Origin of the sequence: Paracoccus sp. NSM (genome assembly GCF_052379855.1) — a bacterium.
Classification (GTDB): domain Bacteria; phylum Pseudomonadota; class Alphaproteobacteria; order Rhodobacterales; family Rhodobacteraceae; genus Paracoccus.
Genome location: NZ_JBQTCG010000001.1, coordinates 599,211 through 620,049, shown reverse-complemented (window position 1 = coordinate 620,049; position 20,839 = coordinate 599,211). Strand labels below are relative to the sequence as shown.

The window sequence follows — 20,839 nt, the reverse complement described above, 5'->3', positions numbered from 1 at the left end:
AGCCTTGGCTGATGCCAGCGGGCGCGGGGGGCAGCATGACCGGATTTCTGCTTGTCAGCCATGCCCTTGGCGGCGGAACCGAGGCACACGTGCAGGACCTGACCCGGCATCTTCTGGCCGAGGGCGCCCGCGTCTTTACCGCCCGCCCCCATCCGCCCCATTCCGGGCACTTCCTGCTGACCGATCACACCGGCCTTGTCCTGACCGACAGGCCGCCCCTGTCGGTGCATGACGACCCGGCCGGATTGCTGGCCGCGCTGGCTGATCTGGGCATCACGCGGGTGCATATCCATCACCTGCTGCAATTCGGGCCGGACGCGCCCGGCTATTTCACAGCGCTGGCGCAGGCCGGGCGGGTGCGCGTGGACATGACGCTGCACGATTACTTTCCCGTCTGCCCGCAGGTCACGCTGACCGACACGCGGATGAGCTTCTGCGGGTTGCAGGCCCCTCCTCATTGCCAGGATTGCGTGGACAGACTGGGCAGCTTTCTTGACGGGCCGGTCGATGTTGCGGCCTGGCGGGCGGCGAATGTCGCGCTGATGCGGTCGGTCACGGCGCTGATCGCGCCCAGCCACGATCTTGTGCGCCGGATGCAGCCCTTCCTTGACGGGCGCCCGATCATGGTGCGCGAACATGCCACCCGCCCCGATCTGGCCCGCGCGCTGGCCGCGCCGTCACGCCCCGTCGCGCGGAGGTCAGGGGGCCGCCATGTGGCCGTCCTGGGGGCGGTCAGCATGCCCAAGGGCGCGCGGCTCTTGCATGCCACCGCGCAGGCGGCGCGGGCGGCGGGGCTGGACCTGCGCTTCACGGTGATCGGCGTGACGATCCGCGACGACCTGTTCGCGGCCCTGCCGAACGTGACCATCACAGGCGGCTATCCTCCGGGCGAGGTTCTGGCCCGCATCGCGGATGCGGCGCCGGACCTGATCTGGCTGCCATCGGTCTGGCCCGAGACCTTCTGCTACACGCTGACCGAGGCCGTGGCGGCGGGGGTGATGCCGGTCGTGGCCGATCTGGGCGCGCAGGCGGACAGGCTGCGATCCATCGGCTGGGGGCAGATCATGCCGCAGGCGATGATGACCGATCCCGAAGCCGCCGCCGCCTTTCTGGCGGGCTGCCAGATCAACGCCCCGCCCGAGGGCGCCCGCGCCGCGCTGATCCGCCGCTTTCCGGGCAGCGCGGCCTATTATGCGCCGGATCAGGCAGGCCCGGCCTAGGGCTGCTGGCCGCCCTCGGCGGGCATGTCGGGTGCCTCGGCGCCGGGTTCGGCGGCCTCCTGGGCCTCGGCCTCGATCAGGCGGTTGTCCTGCCAGCGGCCCGACGCGACCTGCCCCGTGGCATAGCGCATGACGCCTTCACCCTGACGCTTGCCCGCCTCGAAATTGCCCTCGTAGCGGTCGCCATTGGCATAGGTCGCCACGCCCGCGCCGTGGATCTCTCCGGCCTGCCAGCCGCCTTCGTAGATGAAGCCGTCGGGCGTGGTCAGGCGGCCTTGCCCCTCGCGCAGGCCGTTCACGAAGCCGCCGGTATAGACCGTGCCGTCGGGATAGGTCGCCTGTCCCTCGCCATGGCGCTGACCATCGACCCAGGCGCCGGAATAGACATAGCCGTCGGGATAGGACATCCGCCCCTGCCCGTGATTGCGCGCATTGCGGAAGCTGCCCTCGTAGACCATGCCATCGGCATAGACGGCGCGGCCCTCGCCCTGGATCACGCCCTCGGCCCAGCCGCCCTCGTAGGTCGAGCCGTCGGGATAGGTGATGCGGCCCTCGCCATGGGGGCGGTCGGCGCGCATCTGGCCGACATAGACCGAGCCGTCGGGATAGGTGATCTGGCCGCGCCCCTCCATCCGGCCCTCGGACCAGCTGCCGACATAGATGAAGCCGTCCGTGCCGGTGAAGGTGCCGCGCCCGTGGCGACGGTCGTTCAGGAAATCGCCGTCATAGACATCGCCATTGGCATAGGTGGCCACACCCGGCCCGTGGCGACGCCCGGCCTGAAGCTGCCCCTCGTAACGGTCGCCATTGGCCTGGACCAAGACGCCCGTACCCGACATCTGGCCCGCCGACCAGATCCCCTCATAGGTCAGCCCGTCGGCCATCACCAGCTTGCCGCGCCCCGCGCGCTGACCGGCCAGCATGCCGCCCTCGTAGGTGGCGCCGTCGGGATAGGTGATGCGGCCCTGCCCTTCCTTGACCCCGGCCTTCCAGTCGCCCTCGTAGCGATAGCCGTTCGGCTGGGTCAGCACGCCGCGCCCCTCGTGCAGGCCGCCAACAAAGGCGCCCTCGTAGACCGAACCGTTGGCGTAGCGGGCGACGCCCTGGCCGGTCATCTCGCCGGCGACCCAGTCGCCCTCGTAGGTGCCGCCATCGGCATAGGTGATGATGCCGCGCCCCTCGGGCTTGCCGCGCACGAACTGGCCTTCATAGACCGAGCCGTTGGGAAACTCGGCCCGGCCCTGACCCATGATCTGGCCCTCGACCCAGTCGCCCTCGTAGCGGTAGCCGTTCGGCAGCGTATAGACGCCCTGCCCGTGCTGAAGCCCGTTGCGAAAGGTGCCCTCGTAGACGCCGCCATCGTCGTATTGGCGCGTGATGACCTGCGCCGAAGCGCCCGCCCCCCACGCCGCCAGAACCAGCGCCGCCATCATCGCCCGAGTTGCCGCCTTCATGCCCTTGCCTCTGGCTTATGCCCTTGTCGCGTTTTGTCACAGCTTTACCGCAGCGGGCTGCCAGAGGCAAAGGCCGTCTTTTCCTTGCCACCCCGATCCTCTATCCCAAGGGCTGACGCGACAGGGGACCACACCATGAGCGACCGCTTCCGCCTGACCATCGGCCAGTTGAACGCGACCGTGGGCGATCTGCCCGGCAATGCCGCCAGCGCCCGCGAGGCATGGGAACAGGCGCGCGATGCCGGGTCGGACATGCTGGCCCTGCCCGAGATGTTCATCACCGGCTACCAGACGCAGGACCTGGTGCTGAAACCCGCCTTCACCGCGCAGGCGATCCGCGCGATCACCGAACTGGGCCAGTCCCTGACCGACGGCCCGGCCATCGGCATCGGCGGCCCCTGGGCGGAAAACGGGCGGCTTTACAACGCATGGTGGGTGTTCAGGGACGGCGCGCTGGTGGCACGGGTGCTCAAGCACCACCTGCCCTACAAGCAGCTTTTCGACGAATTGCGCCTGTTCGACAGCGGCCCGATCAGCGGCCCCTATCCGGTGGGCGCGGCCCGCGTCGGAAGCCCGATCTGCGAGGACAGCTGGTATCCAGACGTGGCCGAGACCCTGGCCGAGACCGGGGCCGAGATCCTCGTCGTGCCGAATGGCAGCCCCTATCACCGCGACAAGCTGGACCTGCGGATGGGCCATATGGTCGGCCGGGTCGTGGAAACCGGCCTGCCCTTGGTCTATGTGAACATGGTCGGCGGACAGGACGACCAGCTTTACGACGGCGCCAGCTTCGTGCTGAACCCCGGCGGTCACAAGGTCGTGCAGCTTCCCGCCTTCGAGGAAGCCGTGGTGCATGTGGACTTTACGCGCGAGGCCGATGGCTGGCGGGCCGAGCGGGGGCTGATGGCCCCCCAGCCCGACGCCTGGGAACAGGATTATCAGGCGATGATGCTGGGCCTGCGCGACTATCTGCGCAAGTCGGGCTTTCGCCGCGTGCTGCTGGGCATGTCGGGGGGCATCGATTCTGCGCTGGTCGCCACCATCGCCTGTGACGCGATCGGGCCGGACAATGTGCGCTGCGTGATGCTGCCCTCGGAATACACCTCGCAGACCAGCCTCGACGACGCAGCCGACTGCGCGACGCGGCTTGGCGCGCGGCTGGACACGGTCCACATCGACGGCGCCCGCGATGCGGTGGGCGGCGCGCTGGCGCATCTGATGGAGGGGACGAAGCCCGACATCACCGAAGAAAACATCCAGTCCCGCCTGCGCGGCGTGATGCTGATGGCGCTGTCGAACAAGTTCAACGAGATGCTGCTGACCACCGGCAACAAATCCGAGGTCGCCGTCGGCTATGCCACGATCTATGGCGACATGGCGGGCGGCTACAATCCGATCAAGGATCTCTACAAGACGCGGGTGTTCCAGACCTGCCGCTGGCGCAACGCGAACCACCGCCCCTGGATGATGGGCCCCGAGGGCGAGGTGATCCCGCCCCGCATCATCTCGAAACCGCCTTCGGCAGAACTGCGCCCCGACCAGAAGGACGAGGATTCCCTGCCCCCCTACGAGGTGCTGGACGCGATCCTCGACGGGCTGGTCGAACGCGACCTGTCGCTGGCGGACCTGATCGCGCAGGGCTTCGACGCCGAAACCGTCCGCAAGGTCGAGACGCTGCTCTATCACAGCGAATGGAAACGCTATCAGGCCGCGCCGGGCCCGCGCATCTCGACCCGCGCCTTCTGGCTGGACCGGCGTTATCCGCTGGTGAACCGGTGGCGCGACCGTCCCTGAGCCGCTTGCGCAGGGAACACAGGCAGGGTGGGCCGCGTTGCGGCAAGGTGGAACAGGGTGCCCAAATACACGCCAAGTTGTTCCACAAGGCCGAAATTTGATTTGCTGACGCGCCGCGGCAACATGCATCTGGACTTATTGCGCCAGCCCGGCGCCTAAAGTTCGCTCATGTCTTGACCCGCAAAGGCGAACAGGCACAAGCAACACAATTCGAATCGCGTCCCCGGCGGGCGCGATCCGCTACAAGACACTGCACACTGCGCCAGGCCGCGCGCCCCAGCCACGACCGCGCCTGCGAAGGACAAGGATACGCGATGATGCGCCTCGCTTCTCTCTTCACGGCCCTCGCCCTCGGGCTGGCCGCCTGTGCCCCTCAACCGGAAGCGCCCGCCCCCGCGCCGACACGCTCGGCCGAGGTGCCGCCGATCTATCAGGCGCGTCAGGATTCTGGGCCCGATGGCGAGATCATCGAAATCCCCGCCGTGCGCGCGGCCTATCTGACGGATCGCAACCGCCGACAGCTGGTGCCGTTCAACGGCCCCGAATCAGAGGGGACGATCGTCGTCGATCCCTATGCGCGCGTCCTTTATCACGTGCAGCCGGGCGGTCAGGCGATGCGCTACGGCGTGGCCGTGGGCCGCGCGGGCAAGGGTTTCGAGGGCAGCGCGACCATCGCGCGCAAGGCCGCATGGCCCGCATGGCGTCCGACCGACAACATGATCCGCACCGAGCCCGAGCTTTACAGCCAGTTCGCAGGCGGCCTGACCGGCGGGATGCACAACCCGCTCGGGTCGCGGGCGCTGTATCTCTATCAGGGCAGCCGTGACACCTATTATCGCATCCACGGCACGATGGACCCCTCGTCCATCGGCAAGGCGACCTCGGCCGGCTGCATCCGCCTGTTCAACCAGGACATCATCGACCTGTTCGAGCAGGTCCCGAACGGCACCCGCGTGACCGTCCGGTCGCAGGCCGACAGCCTGCGCTACGAAGGTCCGATGGCAGAAACCCCCGAGGGCTACGTCGTCCCCGCAGGCGAATTGCAGGCCGCGCTTGGCACGCCCATGGGCGCCGCCCCCGCGGCCGTGCAGTCCGCTGTTCCGGCGGCGACGCCCGCCCCGGCCACGCCCGTGGCCGCTGTGCCGCAAAGCTTCCCGCCGATGGACCCCTATGCCCAGATCGCGGCCGATTCCTTTGCGCAACCCTCGCCGCTGCTGGTCAGCGACCCCTTCGCGACGGCTGACGCGACCTTCGTGTCGCCGGTGGAAAGCGCTGTTCCCTAAGGCACTTGTCCTGCGTCCCGTGCAGGGGTGAAACATTGCACGGCCCCGCCATCTGGCGGGGCCTTTCCATTTGCAAATTCCACATTCTCTGCGCAATCTCTGCGCGGCGGCATCCGCCCGAAAACCGCCGCAAGAACCGCCGCCCTGAACGAGTGCGCCATGCCCGACAATACCAGCCTCGAAGAGGAAACCCTCGGCCCCGAGCATCTGGCCCTGGCACAGCAAAGCCGCGCCCCCGCGATCCAGGCGCTGGCGGATGATGGGGTTCACGACCTGCTGGACGCCCTGCGCGAGGCGGTGAAATCCTACGGCAAGGCCGATGAGGGGTTGCAGGGCGCATCGGTCACGCTGCTGCGTGCCGCCATGCGCCGGGTCGAGGCCGAACGGCGCAAGCGTGGCCTCAAGGCCCGCCCTGCGATGCCGGTCGCCGCCGTTCCCGCCGCCGCGCTGTCGGCCTCGGCCATCGCCGTGGCTGCCAAGCCGCGCAAGCCTGCCACCATTTCGCGCAAGCCCGCGGGCCGCAAGACCGCCGAGGCGCGCAAGACCGATCTGCGCACCGAACCCCACCGCTTGCCACGCGGCAAGAAGTCAGCGCCGCGCGCTTTGTTGCCGTTGAACACCGATAACGATCACCTGCATGTAACAAGGGACAGGACCATGCCCACCAAGGACAGCGAAAAGGCCGTCAAACAGGCCGAACGCAAGGCTGAAAAGCTGGCAGCCAAACAGGCCGAGAAAGAGGCTGCCAAGGCCGAGAGGAAAGCCGCCAAGGAGGCCGAGCGCGACGCCCGCCGCGCCGCGCGAAAGGCCGAAAAGACAGCCCAGAAAGAAGCCGAGAAAGAGGCCCGCAAGGCCGAGCGCAAGGCTGCCGCAAAAGCCGAAGGCCCCGCCAAGGGCAAGTCCGGGGCAACGAAGCCCAAGGCTGCCGCCAAGTCCGAGGGCAAGGCCGCCGCGAAGCCTGCTGCCAAGAATGCGGCGAAACCTGCGGCCAAGGCCACGGTCAAGGCTGCCGCCAAGCCTGCCACCAAATCAGGCAGCAAGACCGGTGCCAAGACGGGCGCCAAGTCGGGCGCCAAGACCGGCAAGGGCGCCAAGGCCAAGGCCGAATAAGGCGCGGGCGCCGGTCGTGATGCGCGTCCTGCGGCCTCTGCTGCCGGTCCTTGCGGCGTTCCTGCTGCTTGGCCCGGCCCTTGCGGCGCCGCTGGTCGCGGCCCCGGCGGTGGACGCGCATCAGGGTCTTGGCCCTGCGCGGCCCTCTGACGACCGGCGCTGCACCGATGATGGGCGCGACTGCATCCGCATCGCCCATTACGCCGCCGATGTCTGCACGCTGATCGAGCGCAACGCGGCGGAACAGGGGCTGGACCCGAACTACCTCGCCCGTCTTCTGTGGAAGGAAAGCCGCTTCGATCCGGCGGCGATCAGCCCGGCGGGCGCGCTTGGCATCGCACAGTTCATGCCGGGCACGGCGCGTCTTTACCGGCTGGACGACCCTTTCAACCCCGCCGAGGCGATCCGCAAATCGGCCTGGTATCTCGCCCGCCTGACCGAGCAATTCGGCAACAAGGGCCTTGCCGCCGTCGCCTATAATGGCGGCGAGGCGCGGGCAGCGCGCTTTGTCGCCCGCCAGTCGGGCCTGCCCTTCGAGACGCTGGATTACGTCGAATCCATCACCGGCCATTCCGCCCATCGCTGGCGCGACAACCCGCCCGCGGCCTCGGAACTGCGGCTGGCGCTGGATGCCGGCCTGCCCTTTCACACCGCCTGTCAGCGCATGGCCGAGACGCGCAAGCTGCGCGAATTCGACACCCAGCCGCGCACCTATCCCTGGGGCGTGATCCTGGCCAGCCACCCGCAGCGGTCGGGCGCGGCCCAGCAGGTCGCGCGGCTGAACCGGACGCTTGGCCCGATCCTCGATGGCGGCAAGCGCGTGGGTTATGTCCGCAAACGCATGCAGGGCATGCCGCAGCCGGTCTATACCGCGCAGGTCGGGTTCGAGGGTCGGGCCGAGGCCGTCACCTTCTGCACCCGCTTCCAGCGTCTGGGCGGGCGCTGCATCGTCCTGCCGAACTGACCGCGCCTAGAGAAAGCTCTGCGGGTCGATATCGACCGACAGCCGCAGGTTCGTCGGCAGCTTGACGCCCTCCAGCCAATCCGCGATGGCCGCCTGCAAGGGCGCCTGACGCGGCGCGCGGATCAGCATTCGCATCCGGTGCCGCCCCCTGACGCGCGCGATCGGCGCGGGCGCAGGCCCCCAAAGCTCGGCCCCGATCGCCGCCAGAGGCGCCCCGCGCCCGGCCAGAGCGCGTGCGAAATCGGTGACGATGGCCGGGTCGGGATGGGACAGGATCACCCCGGCCAGACGCCCGAAAGGCGGCATGGCGGCAGCCTGCCGCGCCTCGGCCTCGGCGTTCCAGAAGCCCTCGTCCTCGCCCGACAGGATGGCGCGGATCACGGGATGGTCGGGCTGATGGGTCTGCAACAGCGCCAGCCCCGGCGCGACGCCCGCCTGCCGCCCTGCTCGGCCCGCCACCTGCCGCATCAGCTGGAAGCTGCGTTCCGCCGCGCGCAGATCGGCGCCTTGCAGACCCAGATCGGCGTCGATCACGCCAACCAGCGTCAGCTTGGGAAAGTTGTGACCCTTGGCCACGATCTGCGTGCCGATGATGATGTCGGCGCCGCCCTCGGCGATCCGGGCGATGGTCTCTTTCAGCGCGCGGGCCGAATGGAACAGGTCCGAGGACAGGATCTCGGCGCGGGCCTGCGGAAAGCGGGCGGCGACCTCTTCGGCGATGCGCTCGACGCCGGGACCGACGGGGGCCAGCTTGCCCTCGACCCCGCAAGAGGGGCAGGCGGTCGGGATGGGCCGCGTCTCGCCGCATTGATGGCAGACGAGGCGGTTCTGGAACCGATGCTCGACCATGCGGGCGTCGCATTGGTGGCAGCCGATCTGCTCGCCGCAGGCGCGGCAGACCGTCACCGGCGCAAAGCCCCGGCGGTTCAGGAACAGCAGCGATTGTTCCCCCCGCGCCAGCCGCGTCTCGACCGCGCGGGCCAGCGTGGGCGAGATCCAGCGCCCGGCCTCCATCGCCTCGGCGCGCAGGTCGATGGCGCGCATCTCGGGCAGGTCCGCCGTGCCGTAGCGCGAGCGCAGGTCCAGCCTGCGATACTTGCCCGAGGCCGCGTTGACCCAGCTTTCCAGCGAGGGCGTGGCCGAGGCCAGCACCACCTGCGCGCCATTGATCGAGGCGCGCAGCACCGCCATGTCGCGGGCGCTGTAGAAGACGACATCCTCCTGCTTGTAGCTGCCGTCATGTTCCTCATCGACGACGATCAGGCCCAGATCGGCAAAGGGCAGGAACAGCGCCGAGCGCGCGCCGACGACCAGCCCGACCTCGCCGCGCCCCGCCATGTGCCACAACCGGCGCCGTTCGGTGCGGGTGATGCCGCTGTGCCATTCACCGGGGCGGGCGCCAAAGCGCGCCTCGACCCGGTCCAGGAATTCGGCCGACAGCGCGATCTCGGGCAGAAGGACCAGCGCCTGACGGCCTGCGCGCAGGGTTTCGGCGACGGCTTCCAGATAGACCTCGGTCTTGCCCGATCCAGTCACGCCGCGCAGCAAGGTCGTGCCGTAGCCCCCCGCCCGGATCGCGGCGCGCAAGGCATCGGCTGCGGCCTGCTGATCGGCGTCCAGCGGCTTGCCGGGCAGCATGGGGTCAAGCCGCGGATAGGGCGCATCGCGCGGGGCCTCGATCTCGGCCAGCGCGCCCTGCGCCACCAGCCCCTTGACGACCGAGACGCCCACCCCCGCCAGCCCCGCCAGCTCGGATGCCGCAAAGCTGGCCCCGCCGTGATCGGCCATGACCTGCATCACGCGCGCCCGCGCCTCGGTCTGGCGCGCGACGGGCTGGTCGCCCGGAACGATCACGCGCCGCGCGGCGGGCGGCTGGTCCAGATCGGGGGCGCGGGTCGCCATCCGCAGCATCAGGGGCGGCGGGGTCAGCGTGTAATCCGCCGCCCGCGTCAGGAATTCGCGGAACCGCGCATCGAAGGGCGCCGCATCCAGCACCCGCGCGACAGGGCGCAGCTTGGCCAGGTCGAAATCGCCGACCCCGTCGCCCCAGACCAGCCCCAGCACCCGGCGCGGCCCAAGCGGCACCAGCACAAGCTGGCCCAGCCGGACGCCGCCCTCGGGGGCGAGGTAGTCCAGCACGCCCACAGGCTCGACCGTCAGGACGGCGATGCGGGCGCGGGGCGGAAAGAACGGGAACATCTGATCCATCGCCGCGATAAAGACGGCGCAAGGCGCGGCTTGCAAGGGGGCGCCCCTTCCGGCGGGCCGGTTTCTGCGCTATCACCCTGCCGAACCGCACGAGAGGAGACGGGCATGAAATTCTTCGTCGATACTGCCGATATCGCCGCCATCCGCGAATTGCACGAACTGGGCATGGTGGATGGCGTGACCACCAACCCCTCGCTGATCCTCAAGTCGGGCCGCGACATCGCGGAAGTCACCCGCGAGATCTGCGAACTGGTCCCCGGCCCGATCTCGGCCGAGGTCGTCGCCGCGGATGCCGAGGGCATGATCCGCGAAGGCAAGCATCTGGCGCAGATCGCCAGCAACATCGTGGTGAAGGTGCCGCTGACCTGGGACGGGCTGAAAGCCTGCCGCGCGCTGTCGGATGACGGGCACATGGTCAATGTCACGCTGTGCTTCAGCCCGGCGCAGGCGATCCTGGCCGCCAAGGCCGGCGCGACCTTCATCAGCCCCTTCATCGGGCGTCTGGACGACATCCATCTGGACGGCATGGACCTGATCGCCGACATCCGCGAGATCTACGACAATTACGGCTTCGAGACCGAGATCCTGGCCGCTTCGATCCGCAGCGTGAACCACATCGTCGAGGCCGCCAAGATCGGCGCCGACGTGATCACCGCGCCGCCCTCGGTCATCAAGTCGATGGCCAACCACGTCTTGACCGACAAGGGGCTTGAGCAGTTCAATGCCGACTGGGCCAAGACCGGCCAGAAGATCGTCTGAACCGCAAAGGGGCGCGCATGAGCACCGAAACATCGGCGGGGGCGGGGCTGTCGCCCGAGCTTCGTGACCGGCTGCTGGCCGATCCGGGGGCGATCCTCGACGACCGAGAGGTGATGCGCGCCCTTCTTGACGCCGAGCGGGCGCAGCAGGGCGAGAATGTCATCGACATCCGCGCCCGCGCCATGCAGGCGCTGGAGGACCGGCTGGACAGGCTGGAGACCACCCATGACGGGGTGATCGCGGCGGCGTTCGAGAACCAGAACGGCGTGGCGATCATCCATCGGGCGGTGATCGGCCTGCTGGAAACCGTCGATCTGGACGATCTGGTCGGCAGCCTGCAATCCGACATTGCACCCATCCTGCGGATCGAGACCCTGCGCCTGCTGATAGAGGCCGAGCCGCCGATGACCCGCCTGCCCGAGGATGTCCATATCGCGCCCCCCGGCGCGGTGGACCGGATCGTCGCGGTGGGCCGTCGCGCCCCGCGCGGCGACGATATCGTGCTGCGCGCGGCCTCGCCCATCACCCAGCCCATCCACGGCCGCGCCGTCGCCTCCGAGGCGCTTCTGCCGCTGGATCTGGGCGCGCGCCGTCCGCGTGCGCTGCTGCTGATGGGCAGCGCGGATGCCGGGCGCTTTTCTCCCGCCCATGGCACCGACCTCTTGCGGTTCTTCGGGCAGGTGCTGCGGCTGGTGCTGCTGGCCCGCCTGAGGGCATGACCGAGGGGGCGCCCCTTCTGGCGCTGGCGCCCGCCACGGCGGATGCGCTGTCCCGCTGGCTGGCGACCGAGGCCGCGACCCGCGACCGGTCCCCCCATACGATCAGCGCCTATCAGGGCGATGTGATCGCCTTTCTGCATTTCCTCGGCCGCCATTGGGGCGAGGCCGCCGCCCCCGCCCATCTGGCCGCCCTAACGCAATCGGACATGCGCGCCTTTGCGGCATCCGAGCGCGCGCGGGGCTTCGGCGCGCGGTCTCTGGCGCGGCGACAATCGGCGGTGCGGGGCTTCCTGCGATGGATCTCGGACCGCGAGGGGCATGACCTTTCAGCGGCCCTGTCCGCCCGCAGCCCGAAATTCCGCCGATCCCTGCCGCGTCCGCTGACGCCCGAACAAGCGCGCGAGACGCTGGCGCAGGTCTCGGCCGACCATCCGACGCCCTGGATCGCGGCGCGCGACGTGGCGGTGCTGACGCTGCTCTGGGGTTGCGGGCTTCGCATCAGCGAGGCGATGGCCCTGGACGGGCGCGACTGGCCCTTTGGCGAGGCGCTCTTGATCCGGGGCAAGGGCAAGCGCGAAAGGCAGGTGCCGGTCCTGCCGGTGGCCCGCGATGCGGTGGCCGATTACCTGCGCCAATGCCCCTGGACCATGGCGCCCGATCAGGCGCTCTTCCGGGGCGCGCGCGGGGGGCGGCTGGATGGCGGGCAGATCGCCACGCAGATGCGTCGGGCGCGGGCGGCGCTTGGCCTGCCCTCGACCGCGACGCCCCATGCGCTGCGCCATTCCTTCGCCACGCATCTTCTGAACGCGGGCGGCGATCTGCGCACGATCCAGGAATTGCTGGGCCATGCCAGTCTTTCCACGACGCAGGTCTATACCGGGGTGGACGATGCCCGGCTGATGGCGGCCTTCCGCGCCGCCCATCCGCGCGGCTGAGCGCCGTTGAACCCGATGCCCGCCACGGGCGTTCCCGACCCGAAAGCCCAGACGAAAGGGACCACCATGACCGACCACGCGATCTTTCACCGCCCCCTTGGCGCAGCCGTGCCGCAGGGCCACGATCAGGCGATCTTCGGGATGGGCTGCTATTGGGGCGTCGAGCGGCTGTTCTGGAAGCAGAACGGCATCTGGCTGACCGAGGTGGGCTTTGCCGGGGGCATGGTCCAGAACCCGACCTATGAGCAGGTCAAGCGCGGCGATACCGGCCATGCCGAGGTCGTGCGGATCATCTATGACAGCTCGCTGATCAGCTATGACCACCTGCTGCAATTGTTCTGGGAAAACCACGACCCGACGCAGGGCGACCGGCAGGGCAACGATATCGGCAGCCAGTATCGCAGCCTGATCATGGTGTTCAACGACAGCCAGCGCGCCGCCGCCGAGGCGTCGAAAATCGACTATGGCAACCGCCTTGCGGTGCAGGGTCATGGCGCGATCACGACCGAGATCGTCGAGGCCACCCCCTTCTGGCCCGCGCATGAGGCGCATCAGCAATATCTCCACAAGAATCCCGATGGTTATTGCGGGCTGAAGGGCACCGGGGTAGAGGCCAGCATCCCCAACCCGGACCCGATCTGATGCCCACCTATACCGCGCTGACCCACCTGCCCGGCCGCGAGGCCGCCGAAGCCCTGGCCGAGGCCTGCGAGGATCTGACCCCCGAGCCCGTCGGCACCGGCATCTTCGAGATCGAGGATGGCAGCCAGCGGTGGGAGGTTGGCGCCTATTTCACCGAGGCCCCCGACGAGATCGCGCTGGCCCTGCTGGCCGCAGCGCATGGGGCGCAGCCCTTCACCGTCTCGGAGCTGCCCGAGGTGGACTGGGTCGCCCATGTCCGCCGCGAACTGACCCCGGTGCGCGCGGGGCGCTTCTATGTACATGGCAGCCACGACGCCGACAGCGTCCCCGAGGGCGTCGAGGCCCTGTGCATCGAGGCCGCGATGGCCTTCGGCACCGGGCATCACAACACGACCAAGGGCTGCCTTGAGGCACTGGACAGGCTGGCGGTCGAGGGATTCAACGCAACCCGCATCGCCGATATCGGCTGCGGCACGGCGGTTCTGGCGATGGGGGCCGCGCGCCTCTGGCCGGTGACGGTGCTCGCCAGCGACATCGACCCGGTCGCCGTCGATGTGGCGGCGGCGAATGTCATCGCGAACGGGTTGCATGGCCGCGTCGAATGCCTCGAGGCCGCGGGCTTCGATCACCCGACGCTCCATCAGGCCGCGCCCTATGATCTGGTTCTGGCCAATATCCTCAAGCAGCCGCTGATCGATCTGACCCCCGACATGGCCCGCCATGTCGCGCCGGGCGGGCGGATCGTCATGTCGGGCATCCTGACGACGCAGGCCGACGAGGTCGCCGCCGCCTATGCGGGCGCGGGCTTCGTGCAGCCGGACCGCCGCGATCTGGGCGACTGGACGACGCTGGTGATGACGCGCGGCTGATCCACGCCATCCGGCCATGAAAAAACCCCCGCTGCCGTGGCGTCGGGGGTTCGTTCGTCAGGCGCGAGGGCCTCAGGCGCGTGGGGTTCAGAGACCGCGCGCAATCCGCTCGATGTCGGCGCGGCACAGACCGATATCGTCCAGCTCGCGGTCCGACAGGCGGTTCAGTTCGCGGCGGGTCACGCGGGCTTCCTGCCAACCAGCCACCAGCGAAGTGATGCGCGCGACAATCCCCGCACCTCCGACAGCCGTATTGGCGCGGTTCGCTTCGATCATCGACATCTTGTCACCTGTTTTCAGATTGCCCTGTCTGCGGGCAGTTTTCGGATAAGCCGCAGATAATCCGTGCAGGATGCAAAGAGTAGCCGCGAAAGAGGCATCCCCGCCATGCACTTTCTGCATGTGCAAACGCAGCATGACGCCGGCACTCTGACCGATTTCGCAGCATTTTACCCGGTCAGCTACCCATCCAGTCGCCAAGCGCCGCCTGCCACAACGTCAGCGCCGCCACTGCTGCCGTATCGGCGCGCAGGATTCGCGGCCCCAGACTGACCGGCGTGACGAAGGGCAGGCCCGAAAGCCGCTTGCGTTCGGCGGCAGAGAACCCGCCCTCGGGGCCGATCAGGATGGCCCAAGGCCCGCGCGGCAACCCGGCCAGCGCCTCGGCCACGCCCACGCGCGCCTCGTCAGCCCAGAGGATGCGGCGCGACGCGTCCCACCCGTCCAAGAGCCGCGACAGGGGCGCCAGATCGGCCAGTTCGGGAACGAAGGTGCCGCCGCATTGCTCGGCCGCCTCGACGGCATGGGCCTGAAGCCGGTCCTGCCGGATGCGTTCGGAATTGGTGTGGTCGGTCTGCACGGGCAGGATGCGCGCCGCGCCCATCTCGGTCGCCTTCTCGACGATGAAATCGGTGCGCGCCTTCTTGATCGGCGCGAACAGCAACCAAAGATCCGGCGGGTCGCGCTGCGGTCCGGTCTGTTCCAGCGCGGTGACGCTGCCGCCGCGCTTGCCGGCCTCATCCAGTCGCGCCGACCATGCGCCGTCGCGGCCATTGAACACGGTGATCTCGTCCCCCGCGCGCAATCGCATGACGCCCGACAGGTAATGCGCCTGCGCCGCGTCCAGCGGCACGGCTTGTCCCTCGGACAGGGGGTGATCTATGAACAGCCTGATCCTTGCCATGATGGGGCGACGCTATGCAAAACCGGGGCGAAAGACCAGATGTCGTGGCGGATGCCCCGCCGGGCAATTGGGTGGACCGCCATGCGCCACCCGCCACGCGGCCCTGGCTGAGGCTGAGCCGCGCCGACCGGCCCATCGGCACCTGGCTGCTGCTGATCCCCTGCTGGTGGGGGATCGGGCTGGCCATGATGGCCGACGGCCCGCGCCTGTTCGACCTGTGGATCGCGGTGGCCTGCGCGATCGGCGCCTTCGTCATGCGCGGGGCGGGCTGCACCTGGAACGACATCACCGACCGCCATATCGACGCGCAGGTGGCGCGGACCCGGTCGCGGCCCCTGCCCTCGGGGCAGGTCAGCCTGCGCGGCGCGCTGATCTGGCTGGTCGCGCAATGCCTCGTGGGGCTGGCGATCCTGCTGACGCTTGGCGCGGCGGCGATCTGGATGGGGGTCGCCTCGCTGGCGCTGGTGGCGATCTACCCCTTTGCCAAGCGCTTCACCTGGTGGCCGCAGATCTTTCTGGGGCTGGCCTTCAACTGGGGCGTGATGCTGGCCTACGCGGCGCATATGGGGCGGCTGGACGCGGCGCCGATCATCGCCTGGGTCGCAGCCATCGCCTGGACGGTGTTCTACGACACGATCTATGCCCATCAGGACGCCGAGGACGACGCGCTGATCGGCGTGAAATCCACCGCGCGCCTGTTCGGCGAGAGAAGCCCGCGCATCCTTGCGGGATTCGCGCTGGCCGCGGTCGCGGTGATGGCCGTGGCCATCCTGTGGGAGGGTCGCAATCAGTTGATCGCGCTGGCCGGACTGGCGGGTTTCGGGCTGCATCTGGCGTGGCAACTGCTCAAGTTCCAGCCCGATCAGGGGGATATCTGCCTGCGCCTCTTTCGGTCGAACCGCGATGCGGGGCTGATCCTTGCGCTGTTTCTTGCCGTGGCGGGGCTGGTCTGATTGCGCCAAGCCCGCCCGGCGGCTAGACGTTGCGCGTTTGCAACAGCGATCAGAAGCCCCGTATGACATCCTTGCGCCGCCGCCTGACCACCTCGCTTGCCGCCCTTGCCGTTCTGGGTGGGGCGGGGGGGCTGTGCTGGTGGGGCGCGCAGGCCGCCGCGACCTTCATCGAGACGCGCTCGGCCGCCGAGGTGGACGAGACGCTGTCCCGCGCGGGTCTTGACTGGGTCGAGGTCAGGACCGACGGCCTGCTGGTCGAACTGGGCGGCACAGCGCCGTCTGAACTGGACCGCTTCCGCGCCACGACCGAGGCCGCCAGCGTCGTTGACCCCTCGCGCATCCGCGATGCCATGAGCGTGGCGGCGCTGGAGGCGATGACCCCGCCCGAGTTCAAGCTGGAGCTTCTGCGCGGCGATCAGGGCATCTCGTTGATCGGGCTGGTCCCGGCGGCGACGGATCGGACGGCGCTGACCCGCGGCCTGCGGCTGGAAACCGCCACGCCCCAGATCACCGACCTGATGGAAAGCGCCGATTACCCGGTACCGCCCGATTGGGACGATGCGCTGCGGCTGGGCCTGACGGCCGCTCAGGCGCTGGCCAATGCCAAGATCTCGGTCGCGCCGGGGGTGGTCCATGTCACCGCCTTGGCCGACAGCGAGCCCGACCGCAACCGGCTGGAGGGGCTGCTACGGCGTGCAACCCCGCAGGGCGTCACCCTGACGACCGAGATTTCGGCACCGCGCCCGGTGATCGCGCCCTTCCTGTTGCGCTTCGTCATCGACGAGACCGGGCCGCATTTCGACAATTGCGCCGCCGATGACGAGGCCGCGCGCCAGCGGATCCTGGACGCGGCCCGGCAGGCGGGGATGACCGGCAACGCCTCTTGCGCGCTTGGGCTGGGCGCGCCCTCGGCCGAATGGGGCGAGGCCGCGTCCCTGTCCATCGCGGCGCTGGCCGATCTGGGCGAGGGCAGCGTAACGCTGAGCGACGGCGACATCGCCCTGCGCGTCCCGGCCAGCGTCGAGCGCCCGGCCTTCGATCAGGCCGTCGCCGCGTTGCAGGCCGGACTGCCCCCGACATTCGCGCTGATCGCCAACCGCGATCAGGACGAGGGGTCCGGGCGGATCGAGTTCCAGGCCACGCTGACCGATGGCGGCACCCTGTCGATCCGGGGCGGCATCGCGGATACCCGCATGCGCGAGGCCGTGGACAGCTTTGCCCGCTCGCGCTTTGCCGTGGCGCAAAGTGCGCTGCGCAATGACGAGGCCGTGCCGGGTGGCTGGACCGTCCGCGTGATCGCCGCGCTCGAGGCGATGGACGTGCTGCATTCGGGACAGGCCCGCGTGACCCCCGATCTGGTGACGGTGACGGGGATTTCGGGGGATAGCGAGGCGACGCGGCGCGCCTCGGGGATCCTGTCGCAGCGTCTGGGCGCGGGGGCGCGTTACGAGCTTTCGATCCGCTACGACCGGCGGCTGGACGAGGCGCTCGGGCTGCCCGATGGCGATGAATGCGTGGCGCGGCTGAACCGGGTGATGCAGGAATCCGCGATCGGGTTCGAGCCCGCCCGCGCCGCGATCGCGGGTGACCCGGCGCCCACACTGGCCAAGCTGGCCGCGATCATGGCCGATTGCGCCGATTTCCAGATCGAGGCGGGCGGCCACACCGATTCGCAGGGCTCCGAGGGGTTCAACGCCGATCTGTCGCGCGCCCGCGCGCAGGCGATCCTGACCGCGATGGCCGAGACCGGCATCGACGTCACCCACATGACCGCGCGCGGCTATGGCGAAAGCCAGCCCATCGCCACGAACGAGACCGAGGAGGGCCGCGAGGCCAATCGCCGGATCGAGTTCCGCCTGCTGTCGGCCCGTCCGGTGCAGAACGCCCCCCTGCCCGAGCCCGTCACCGTCTCGGGCGTGACGCGCGACGTGACAGAGACCCCGCCCGAGCCCGAGCAGAAGGGCCCCGAGCGCCCGGCCGATCCCGAACCGCTGCTGCCCGTGATGGGGCCGCCTATGCCCCCCGCCGAGGGGTCGGGCCTGTCGGTCAGCACGCTTGGCGCCAGCGAGGAGTTCCAGACTCTGGACGAACGCGAGGAAAACATTAGGGTGCCGATCCTGACACCGGAAGCAGACACCCCCCGCCCCTCGCCCCGCCCCTCGGCCGTGCCGGGTGCGCCAGAGGACGAAGATAGCGACGCATGAACCGTTCGGAATTCGTAGCCGCCACCGCCATCATCCTGTTTGCGGCCTTCGTGCTGGGCTGGTTCGCCTGCTGGCTGCTGGGGCGGCTGACCCGTCCGGGGCAATCCGAGATCGGCGAATTGCACAAGCTGGCCGCCGCGCTTCAAGACGCCGAGGGCCGTCGCGACGCCGCCGAGGCCCGGCTGGCCGAGCGCGAGGCCGCGATGGCGGGCCGGTTGGCGGGCAGCGAGGCGGAACTGCGCGCCACGATGGAGGCCCTGCGCGACGCGCGCAGCGAGGTCGAGGAATTGCGCGACTATATCGAAAGGGCGCTGGCGCGGCGCTAGGATTGCCCGCCTGCGGCGGGCGGAGGAAGGGGACCTTCGGCCCCCTCTTGGCCTGCGGCCAATTCACCCCCGAGGATATTTGGACCAAGGCAAAGGGCCGGGTGGGCGCGTCGCGGGGACGCGCCCTGTCGGAGTTCAGATGCCTGCGTCGATGATGGCGCGCGCAAGGACCGGGACGGTGTCGCGGTTCAGGCCCGCGATGTTGAGGCGGGAGTCGCCGACCATGTAGATGGCCGCGTCGGATTTGAGTTTGGCCACCTGTTCGGAGGTCGCGCCGAGGCGCGAGAACATGCCGCGGTGGTGGGCGATGAAGTCGAAGCGATCGGTACCGCTGAGTTCGCGCAAATCGGCGGCCAGCTGGTCGCGCAGGCCCAGCATCGTGTTGCGGACATCCTCGAGTTCGGCGGCCCAGTCGGCGCGCAGCGCGTCATCGGTCAGGATCGTGCTGACGATCCGTGCGCCGTGATCGGGCGGGAACGAGAAGTTCTGGCGGTTGAGGAAGGCCATCGCGCCTTGGGACAGGTCGCGCGCCTCGGTGTTCTGCGCCAGCGCCATCAGGAGGCCGGTGCGTTCGCGGTAGATGCCGAAATTCTTCGAGCAGGAGGCCGCGATCAGCACCTCGGGCAGGCTGCGCGCAACGAGGCGGGTGGGTTCCGCATCGGCGTCGAGCCCGTCACCAAAGCCCTGATAGGCCAGGTCGATCAGCGGGATCGCACCGGTCCTGTCGAGGATCGCGATCACCTCGGACCATTGCTCCAGCGTCAGGTTCGCGCCGGTCGGGTTGTGGCAGCAGCCATGCAGCAGCACGATGTCGCCCCTGGCGGCGCGGGCAAGGTCGGCCTTCATCCCCTCGAAATCGACGCCGCGGGTGGCTGCGTCGAAATAGCGGTATTCGCTGAACGGCACGCCCATGAACTTCATGATCGACAGGTGGTTCGGCCAGGTCGGGTCCGAGACATGGACATGCACGTCCGGGTTCGCCATGCGCGCCAGTTCCAGCGCCTGACGGATCGCGCCCGTGCCGCCGACCGAGGCGACCGAGGCCAGACGGTCCGCAGGCACCGCGCCGAGGATCATGCCCGCCAGGGCGTTGCGGTAATCGGCCTCTCCGGCCAGGCCGGTATAGGCCTTGGTCGTCTGGGTTTCCCAGATGCGCTGTTCGGCAGCCTTGACCGCGCGCATGACCGGGGTGACGCCTTGCGGGTCCTTGTAGACGCCCACGCCCAGGTCGATCTTGCCCTGACGGGTATCGGCCTTGAATTCCTCGATCAGCATCAGGATCTTGTCGGGGGCTTGCGGTTTGAGGTTGGACAGCATCAGGCGTCTCCGGTTGCGATGGTCAGGTCGGGAAAGCTGCCCCATTCGGTCCAGCTTCCGTCGTAAAGCGCGTGGTTCTGGTGGCCGATCCGTTCCAGTGCCAGGAACAGGATCGCGGCGGTCACGCCGCTGCCGCAGGTGGTGATAACGGGCCGTGCCAGATCGACGCCCGCCTGCGCGAAGGTCTCGCGCAAGTCGTCAGGGGATTTCAACGTGCCGTCCTCGTTCAGAAGCCTGCCGAAGGGCAGGTTCAGCGAGCTGGGGATATGGCCCGCGCGAAGGCCGGGGCGCGGTTCGGGCGCCTCGCCGCGAAAGCGTTCGGGGGCGCGGGCATCGACGATCTGCGGATCGCCCAGCTTGGCCGCGCGGGCGACCTGCGTCACGTCGCAGACCAGATCGGGCTGGCGGCGGGGCGTCAGGTGGCGGTCACGGATCGTGGGGGGCAGGTTGTCCAGCGCCCGACCCTCGGCCCGCCATTTGCCAAGGCCTCCGTCCAGCACGGCCACATCGCGGTATCCCATCAGGCGAAAGGTCCACCAGACTCGCGCCGCGCTGCGGACGGCGCTGTCGTCATAGATCACGACCTGTTGCCCGTCGCCCACGCCAAGCGCGCGGACACGGCTGGCGAAGGTCTCGGGCGCGGGCGCCATATGCGGCAGGGCCGAGCGCGCATCGCTGATCGCGTCGATGTCGAAAAAGCGCGCGCCGGGGATATGGGCAGCCCGATATTCGGCGCGCGCGTCGCGGCCGGTGGCGGGCATGTGCCAGCTTGCGTCGATCACCCGCAGCTGCGGGTCCTCCAGCCGCGAGGCCAGCCAGTCGGTCGAGACGAGTATCCTTGGATCGTCCTGCATCGCGGCCCCCCTTTGCGCCAATGCCGCCCCGATCTACAGGGTGGC

Annotated in this window: 19 protein-coding genes; 13 read left to right on the top strand and 6 right to left on the bottom strand. The window is 69.2% G+C overall.

Annotation, left to right across the window (positions count from 1 at the left end; genetic code table 11):
* Window positions 1–35: 35 nt before the first annotated feature.
* The gene (locus ACTZWU_RS02980) at window positions 36–1,220 is read left to right on the top strand and encodes a glycosyltransferase (RefSeq protein WP_444735851.1); all 1,185 of its coding nucleotides are present in this window, start codon (window positions 36–38) and stop codon (window positions 1,218–1,220) included.
* On the opposite strand, the gene ACTZWU_RS02975 is transcribed toward ACTZWU_RS02980, so the two are convergent.
* Complete coding sequence (locus tag ACTZWU_RS02975; protein WP_444735850.1) at window positions 1,217–2,674, bottom strand: 2-isopropylmalate synthase; 1,458 nt, start codon at window positions 2,672–2,674, stop codon at window positions 1,217–1,219. The two genes, ACTZWU_RS02980 and ACTZWU_RS02975, sit on opposite strands and share 4 nt — an antisense overlap.
* 135 nt (window positions 2,675–2,809) lie before the next feature.
* Between ACTZWU_RS02975 and ACTZWU_RS02970 the strand changes: the two genes are divergently transcribed.
* The 4 genes from ACTZWU_RS02970 to ACTZWU_RS02955 all read left to right on the top strand — a co-directional run bounded on the left by ACTZWU_RS02970 (window position 2,810) and on the right by ACTZWU_RS02955 (window position 7,825).
* Window positions 2,810–4,468: an NAD+ synthase gene (locus tag ACTZWU_RS02970; RefSeq protein ID WP_444735849.1), complete on the top strand. Its 1,659-nt coding sequence runs from the start codon at window positions 2,810–2,812 to the stop codon at window positions 4,466–4,468.
* A gap of 314 nt (window positions 4,469–4,782) precedes the next feature.
* The gene (locus ACTZWU_RS02965) at window positions 4,783–5,751 is read left to right on the top strand and encodes a L,D-transpeptidase (RefSeq protein WP_444735848.1); all 969 of its coding nucleotides are present in this window, start codon (window positions 4,783–4,785) and stop codon (window positions 5,749–5,751) included.
* A gap of 159 nt (window positions 5,752–5,910) precedes the next feature.
* Entirely contained in the window at window positions 5,911–6,861 is a 951-nt protein-coding gene (locus ACTZWU_RS02960) for a hypothetical protein (protein ID WP_444735847.1), read from the top strand.
* Window positions 6,862–6,880: 19 nt separating this feature from the next.
* The gene (locus ACTZWU_RS02955) at window positions 6,881–7,825 is read left to right on the top strand and encodes a lytic transglycosylase domain-containing protein (protein WP_444735894.1); all 945 of its coding nucleotides are present in this window, start codon (window positions 6,881–6,883) and stop codon (window positions 7,823–7,825) included.
* 6 nt (window positions 7,826–7,831) lie between these two features.
* Here the strand turns inward: ACTZWU_RS02955 and ACTZWU_RS02950 are convergent, their stop codons facing one another.
* The gene (locus tag ACTZWU_RS02950) at window positions 7,832–10,024 is read right to left on the bottom strand and encodes a primosomal protein N' (RefSeq protein ID WP_444735846.1); all 2,193 of its coding nucleotides are present in this window, start codon (window positions 10,022–10,024) and stop codon (window positions 7,832–7,834) included.
* Between the two features lie 114 nt (window positions 10,025–10,138).
* On the opposite strand from ACTZWU_RS02950, the gene fsa reads away from it, so the two are divergent.
* From fsa to ACTZWU_RS02925, 5 genes are all read left to right on the top strand, one after another.
* Complete coding sequence (fsa, locus tag ACTZWU_RS02945) at window positions 10,139–10,792, top strand: fructose-6-phosphate aldolase (RefSeq protein ID WP_304616637.1); 654 nt, start codon at window positions 10,139–10,141, stop codon at window positions 10,790–10,792.
* A gap of 17 nt (window positions 10,793–10,809) precedes the next feature.
* The gene (locus ACTZWU_RS02940) at window positions 10,810–11,511 is read left to right on the top strand and encodes a DUF484 family protein (protein WP_444735845.1); all 702 of its coding nucleotides are present in this window, start codon (window positions 10,810–10,812) and stop codon (window positions 11,509–11,511) included.
* Window positions 11,508–12,446 (top strand): tyrosine recombinase XerC, encoded by a 939-nt coding sequence (locus tag ACTZWU_RS02935; protein WP_444735844.1) that lies wholly within the window; start codon window positions 11,508–11,510, stop codon window positions 12,444–12,446. The genes ACTZWU_RS02940 and ACTZWU_RS02935 overlap by 4 nt, the downstream gene beginning before the upstream one ends.
* Window positions 12,447–12,512: 66 nt before the next feature.
* Window positions 12,513–13,088 (top strand): peptide-methionine (S)-S-oxide reductase MsrA, encoded by a 576-nt coding sequence (msrA, locus tag ACTZWU_RS02930; RefSeq protein ID WP_444735843.1) that lies wholly within the window; start codon window positions 12,513–12,515, stop codon window positions 13,086–13,088.
* Window positions 13,088–13,957, top strand: coding sequence for a 50S ribosomal protein L11 methyltransferase (locus tag ACTZWU_RS02925; RefSeq protein WP_444735842.1), 870 nt, complete (start codon window positions 13,088–13,090; stop codon window positions 13,955–13,957). Before msrA ends, ACTZWU_RS02925 begins: the two co-directional genes overlap by 1 nt.
* Before the next feature lie 87 nt (window positions 13,958–14,044).
* On the opposite strand, the gene ACTZWU_RS02920 is transcribed toward ACTZWU_RS02925, so the two are convergent.
* Both ACTZWU_RS02920 and ACTZWU_RS02915 read right to left on the bottom strand, forming a co-directional pair.
* A complete protein-coding gene (locus ACTZWU_RS02920; protein WP_444735841.1) occupies window positions 14,045–14,374 on the bottom strand; it encodes a DUF1127 domain-containing protein in 330 nt (109 codons plus the stop codon).
* A 40-nt stretch (window positions 14,375–14,414) separates the two neighbouring features.
* Window positions 14,415–15,140 (bottom strand): 16S rRNA (uracil(1498)-N(3))-methyltransferase, encoded by a 726-nt coding sequence (locus tag ACTZWU_RS02915; protein WP_444735840.1) that lies wholly within the window; start codon window positions 15,138–15,140, stop codon window positions 14,415–14,417.
* Window positions 15,141–15,154: 14 nt separating this feature from the next.
* Between ACTZWU_RS02915 and ubiA the strand changes: the two genes are divergently transcribed.
* From ubiA to ACTZWU_RS02900, 3 genes are all read left to right on the top strand, one after another.
* The gene (gene ubiA, locus ACTZWU_RS02910) at window positions 15,155–16,093 is read left to right on the top strand and encodes a 4-hydroxybenzoate octaprenyltransferase (RefSeq protein ID WP_444735839.1); all 939 of its coding nucleotides are present in this window, start codon (window positions 15,155–15,157) and stop codon (window positions 16,091–16,093) included.
* A 62-nt stretch (window positions 16,094–16,155) separates the two neighbouring features.
* Window positions 16,156–18,297 carry an OmpA family protein gene (locus tag ACTZWU_RS02905; protein WP_444735838.1) on the top strand — a complete coding sequence of 714 codons (2,142 nt, stop codon included), beginning with the start codon at window positions 16,156–16,158 and terminating at the stop codon, window positions 18,295–18,297.
* A complete protein-coding gene (locus tag ACTZWU_RS02900) occupies window positions 18,294–18,623 on the top strand; it encodes a hypothetical protein (protein WP_444735837.1) in 330 nt (109 codons plus the stop codon). Before ACTZWU_RS02905 ends, ACTZWU_RS02900 begins: the two co-directional genes overlap by 4 nt.
* Window positions 18,624–18,758: 135 nt before the next feature.
* Here the strand turns inward: ACTZWU_RS02900 and ACTZWU_RS02895 are convergent, their stop codons facing one another.
* A complete protein-coding gene (locus tag ACTZWU_RS02895; protein WP_444735836.1) occupies window positions 18,759–19,940 on the bottom strand; it encodes an amino acid aminotransferase in 1,182 nt (393 codons plus the stop codon).
* Entirely contained in the window at window positions 19,940–20,794 is an 855-nt protein-coding gene (gene sseA / locus ACTZWU_RS02890; RefSeq protein ID WP_444735835.1) for a 3-mercaptopyruvate sulfurtransferase, read from the bottom strand. Before sseA ends, ACTZWU_RS02895 begins: the two co-directional genes overlap by 1 nt.
* Between the last annotated feature and the right edge of the window lie 45 nt (window positions 20,795–20,839).

Coding starts and splice junctions, on each gene's coding strand:
- sseA (WP_444735835.1), bottom strand. CDS start 20,794: ATGCAGGACGATCCAAGGATACTCGTCTCGACCGACTGGCTGGCCTCG.
- ACTZWU_RS02950 (WP_444735846.1), bottom strand. CDS start 10,024: ATGTTCCCGTTCTTTCCGCCCCGCGCCCGCATCGCCGTCCTGACGGTC.
- ACTZWU_RS02970 (WP_444735849.1), top strand. CDS start 2,810: ATGAGCGACCGCTTCCGCCTGACCATCGGCCAGTTGAACGCGACCGTG.
- ACTZWU_RS02920 (WP_444735841.1), bottom strand. CDS start 14,374: ATGCTGCGTTTGCACATGCAGAAAGTGCATGGCGGGGATGCCTCTTTC.
- ACTZWU_RS02935 (WP_444735844.1), top strand. CDS start 11,508: ATGACCGAGGGGGCGCCCCTTCTGGCGCTGGCGCCCGCCACGGCGGAT.
- ACTZWU_RS02965 (WP_444735848.1), top strand. CDS start 4,783: ATGATGCGCCTCGCTTCTCTCTTCACGGCCCTCGCCCTCGGGCTGGCC.
- ACTZWU_RS02975 (WP_444735850.1), bottom strand. CDS start 2,674: ATGAAGGCGGCAACTCGGGCGATGATGGCGGCGCTGGTTCTGGCGGCG.
- fsa (WP_304616637.1), top strand. CDS start 10,139: ATGAAATTCTTCGTCGATACTGCCGATATCGCCGCCATCCGCGAATTG.
- ACTZWU_RS02925 (WP_444735842.1), top strand. CDS start 13,088: ATGCCCACCTATACCGCGCTGACCCACCTGCCCGGCCGCGAGGCCGCC.
- ACTZWU_RS02980 (WP_444735851.1), top strand. CDS start 36: ATGACCGGATTTCTGCTTGTCAGCCATGCCCTTGGCGGCGGAACCGAG.
- ACTZWU_RS02915 (WP_444735840.1), bottom strand. CDS start 15,140: ATGGCAAGGATCAGGCTGTTCATAGATCACCCCCTGTCCGAGGGACAA.
- ACTZWU_RS02905 (WP_444735838.1), top strand. CDS start 16,156: ATGACATCCTTGCGCCGCCGCCTGACCACCTCGCTTGCCGCCCTTGCC.
- msrA (WP_444735843.1), top strand. CDS start 12,513: ATGACCGACCACGCGATCTTTCACCGCCCCCTTGGCGCAGCCGTGCCG.
- ACTZWU_RS02955 (WP_444735894.1), top strand. CDS start 6,881: ATGCGCGTCCTGCGGCCTCTGCTGCCGGTCCTTGCGGCGTTCCTGCTG.
- ACTZWU_RS02900 (WP_444735837.1), top strand. CDS start 18,294: ATGAACCGTTCGGAATTCGTAGCCGCCACCGCCATCATCCTGTTTGCG.
- ACTZWU_RS02895 (WP_444735836.1), bottom strand. CDS start 19,940: ATGCTGTCCAACCTCAAACCGCAAGCCCCCGACAAGATCCTGATGCTG.
- ACTZWU_RS02960 (WP_444735847.1), top strand. CDS start 5,911: ATGCCCGACAATACCAGCCTCGAAGAGGAAACCCTCGGCCCCGAGCAT.
- ACTZWU_RS02940 (WP_444735845.1), top strand. CDS start 10,810: ATGAGCACCGAAACATCGGCGGGGGCGGGGCTGTCGCCCGAGCTTCGT.
- ubiA (WP_444735839.1), top strand. CDS start 15,155: ATGCAAAACCGGGGCGAAAGACCAGATGTCGTGGCGGATGCCCCGCCG.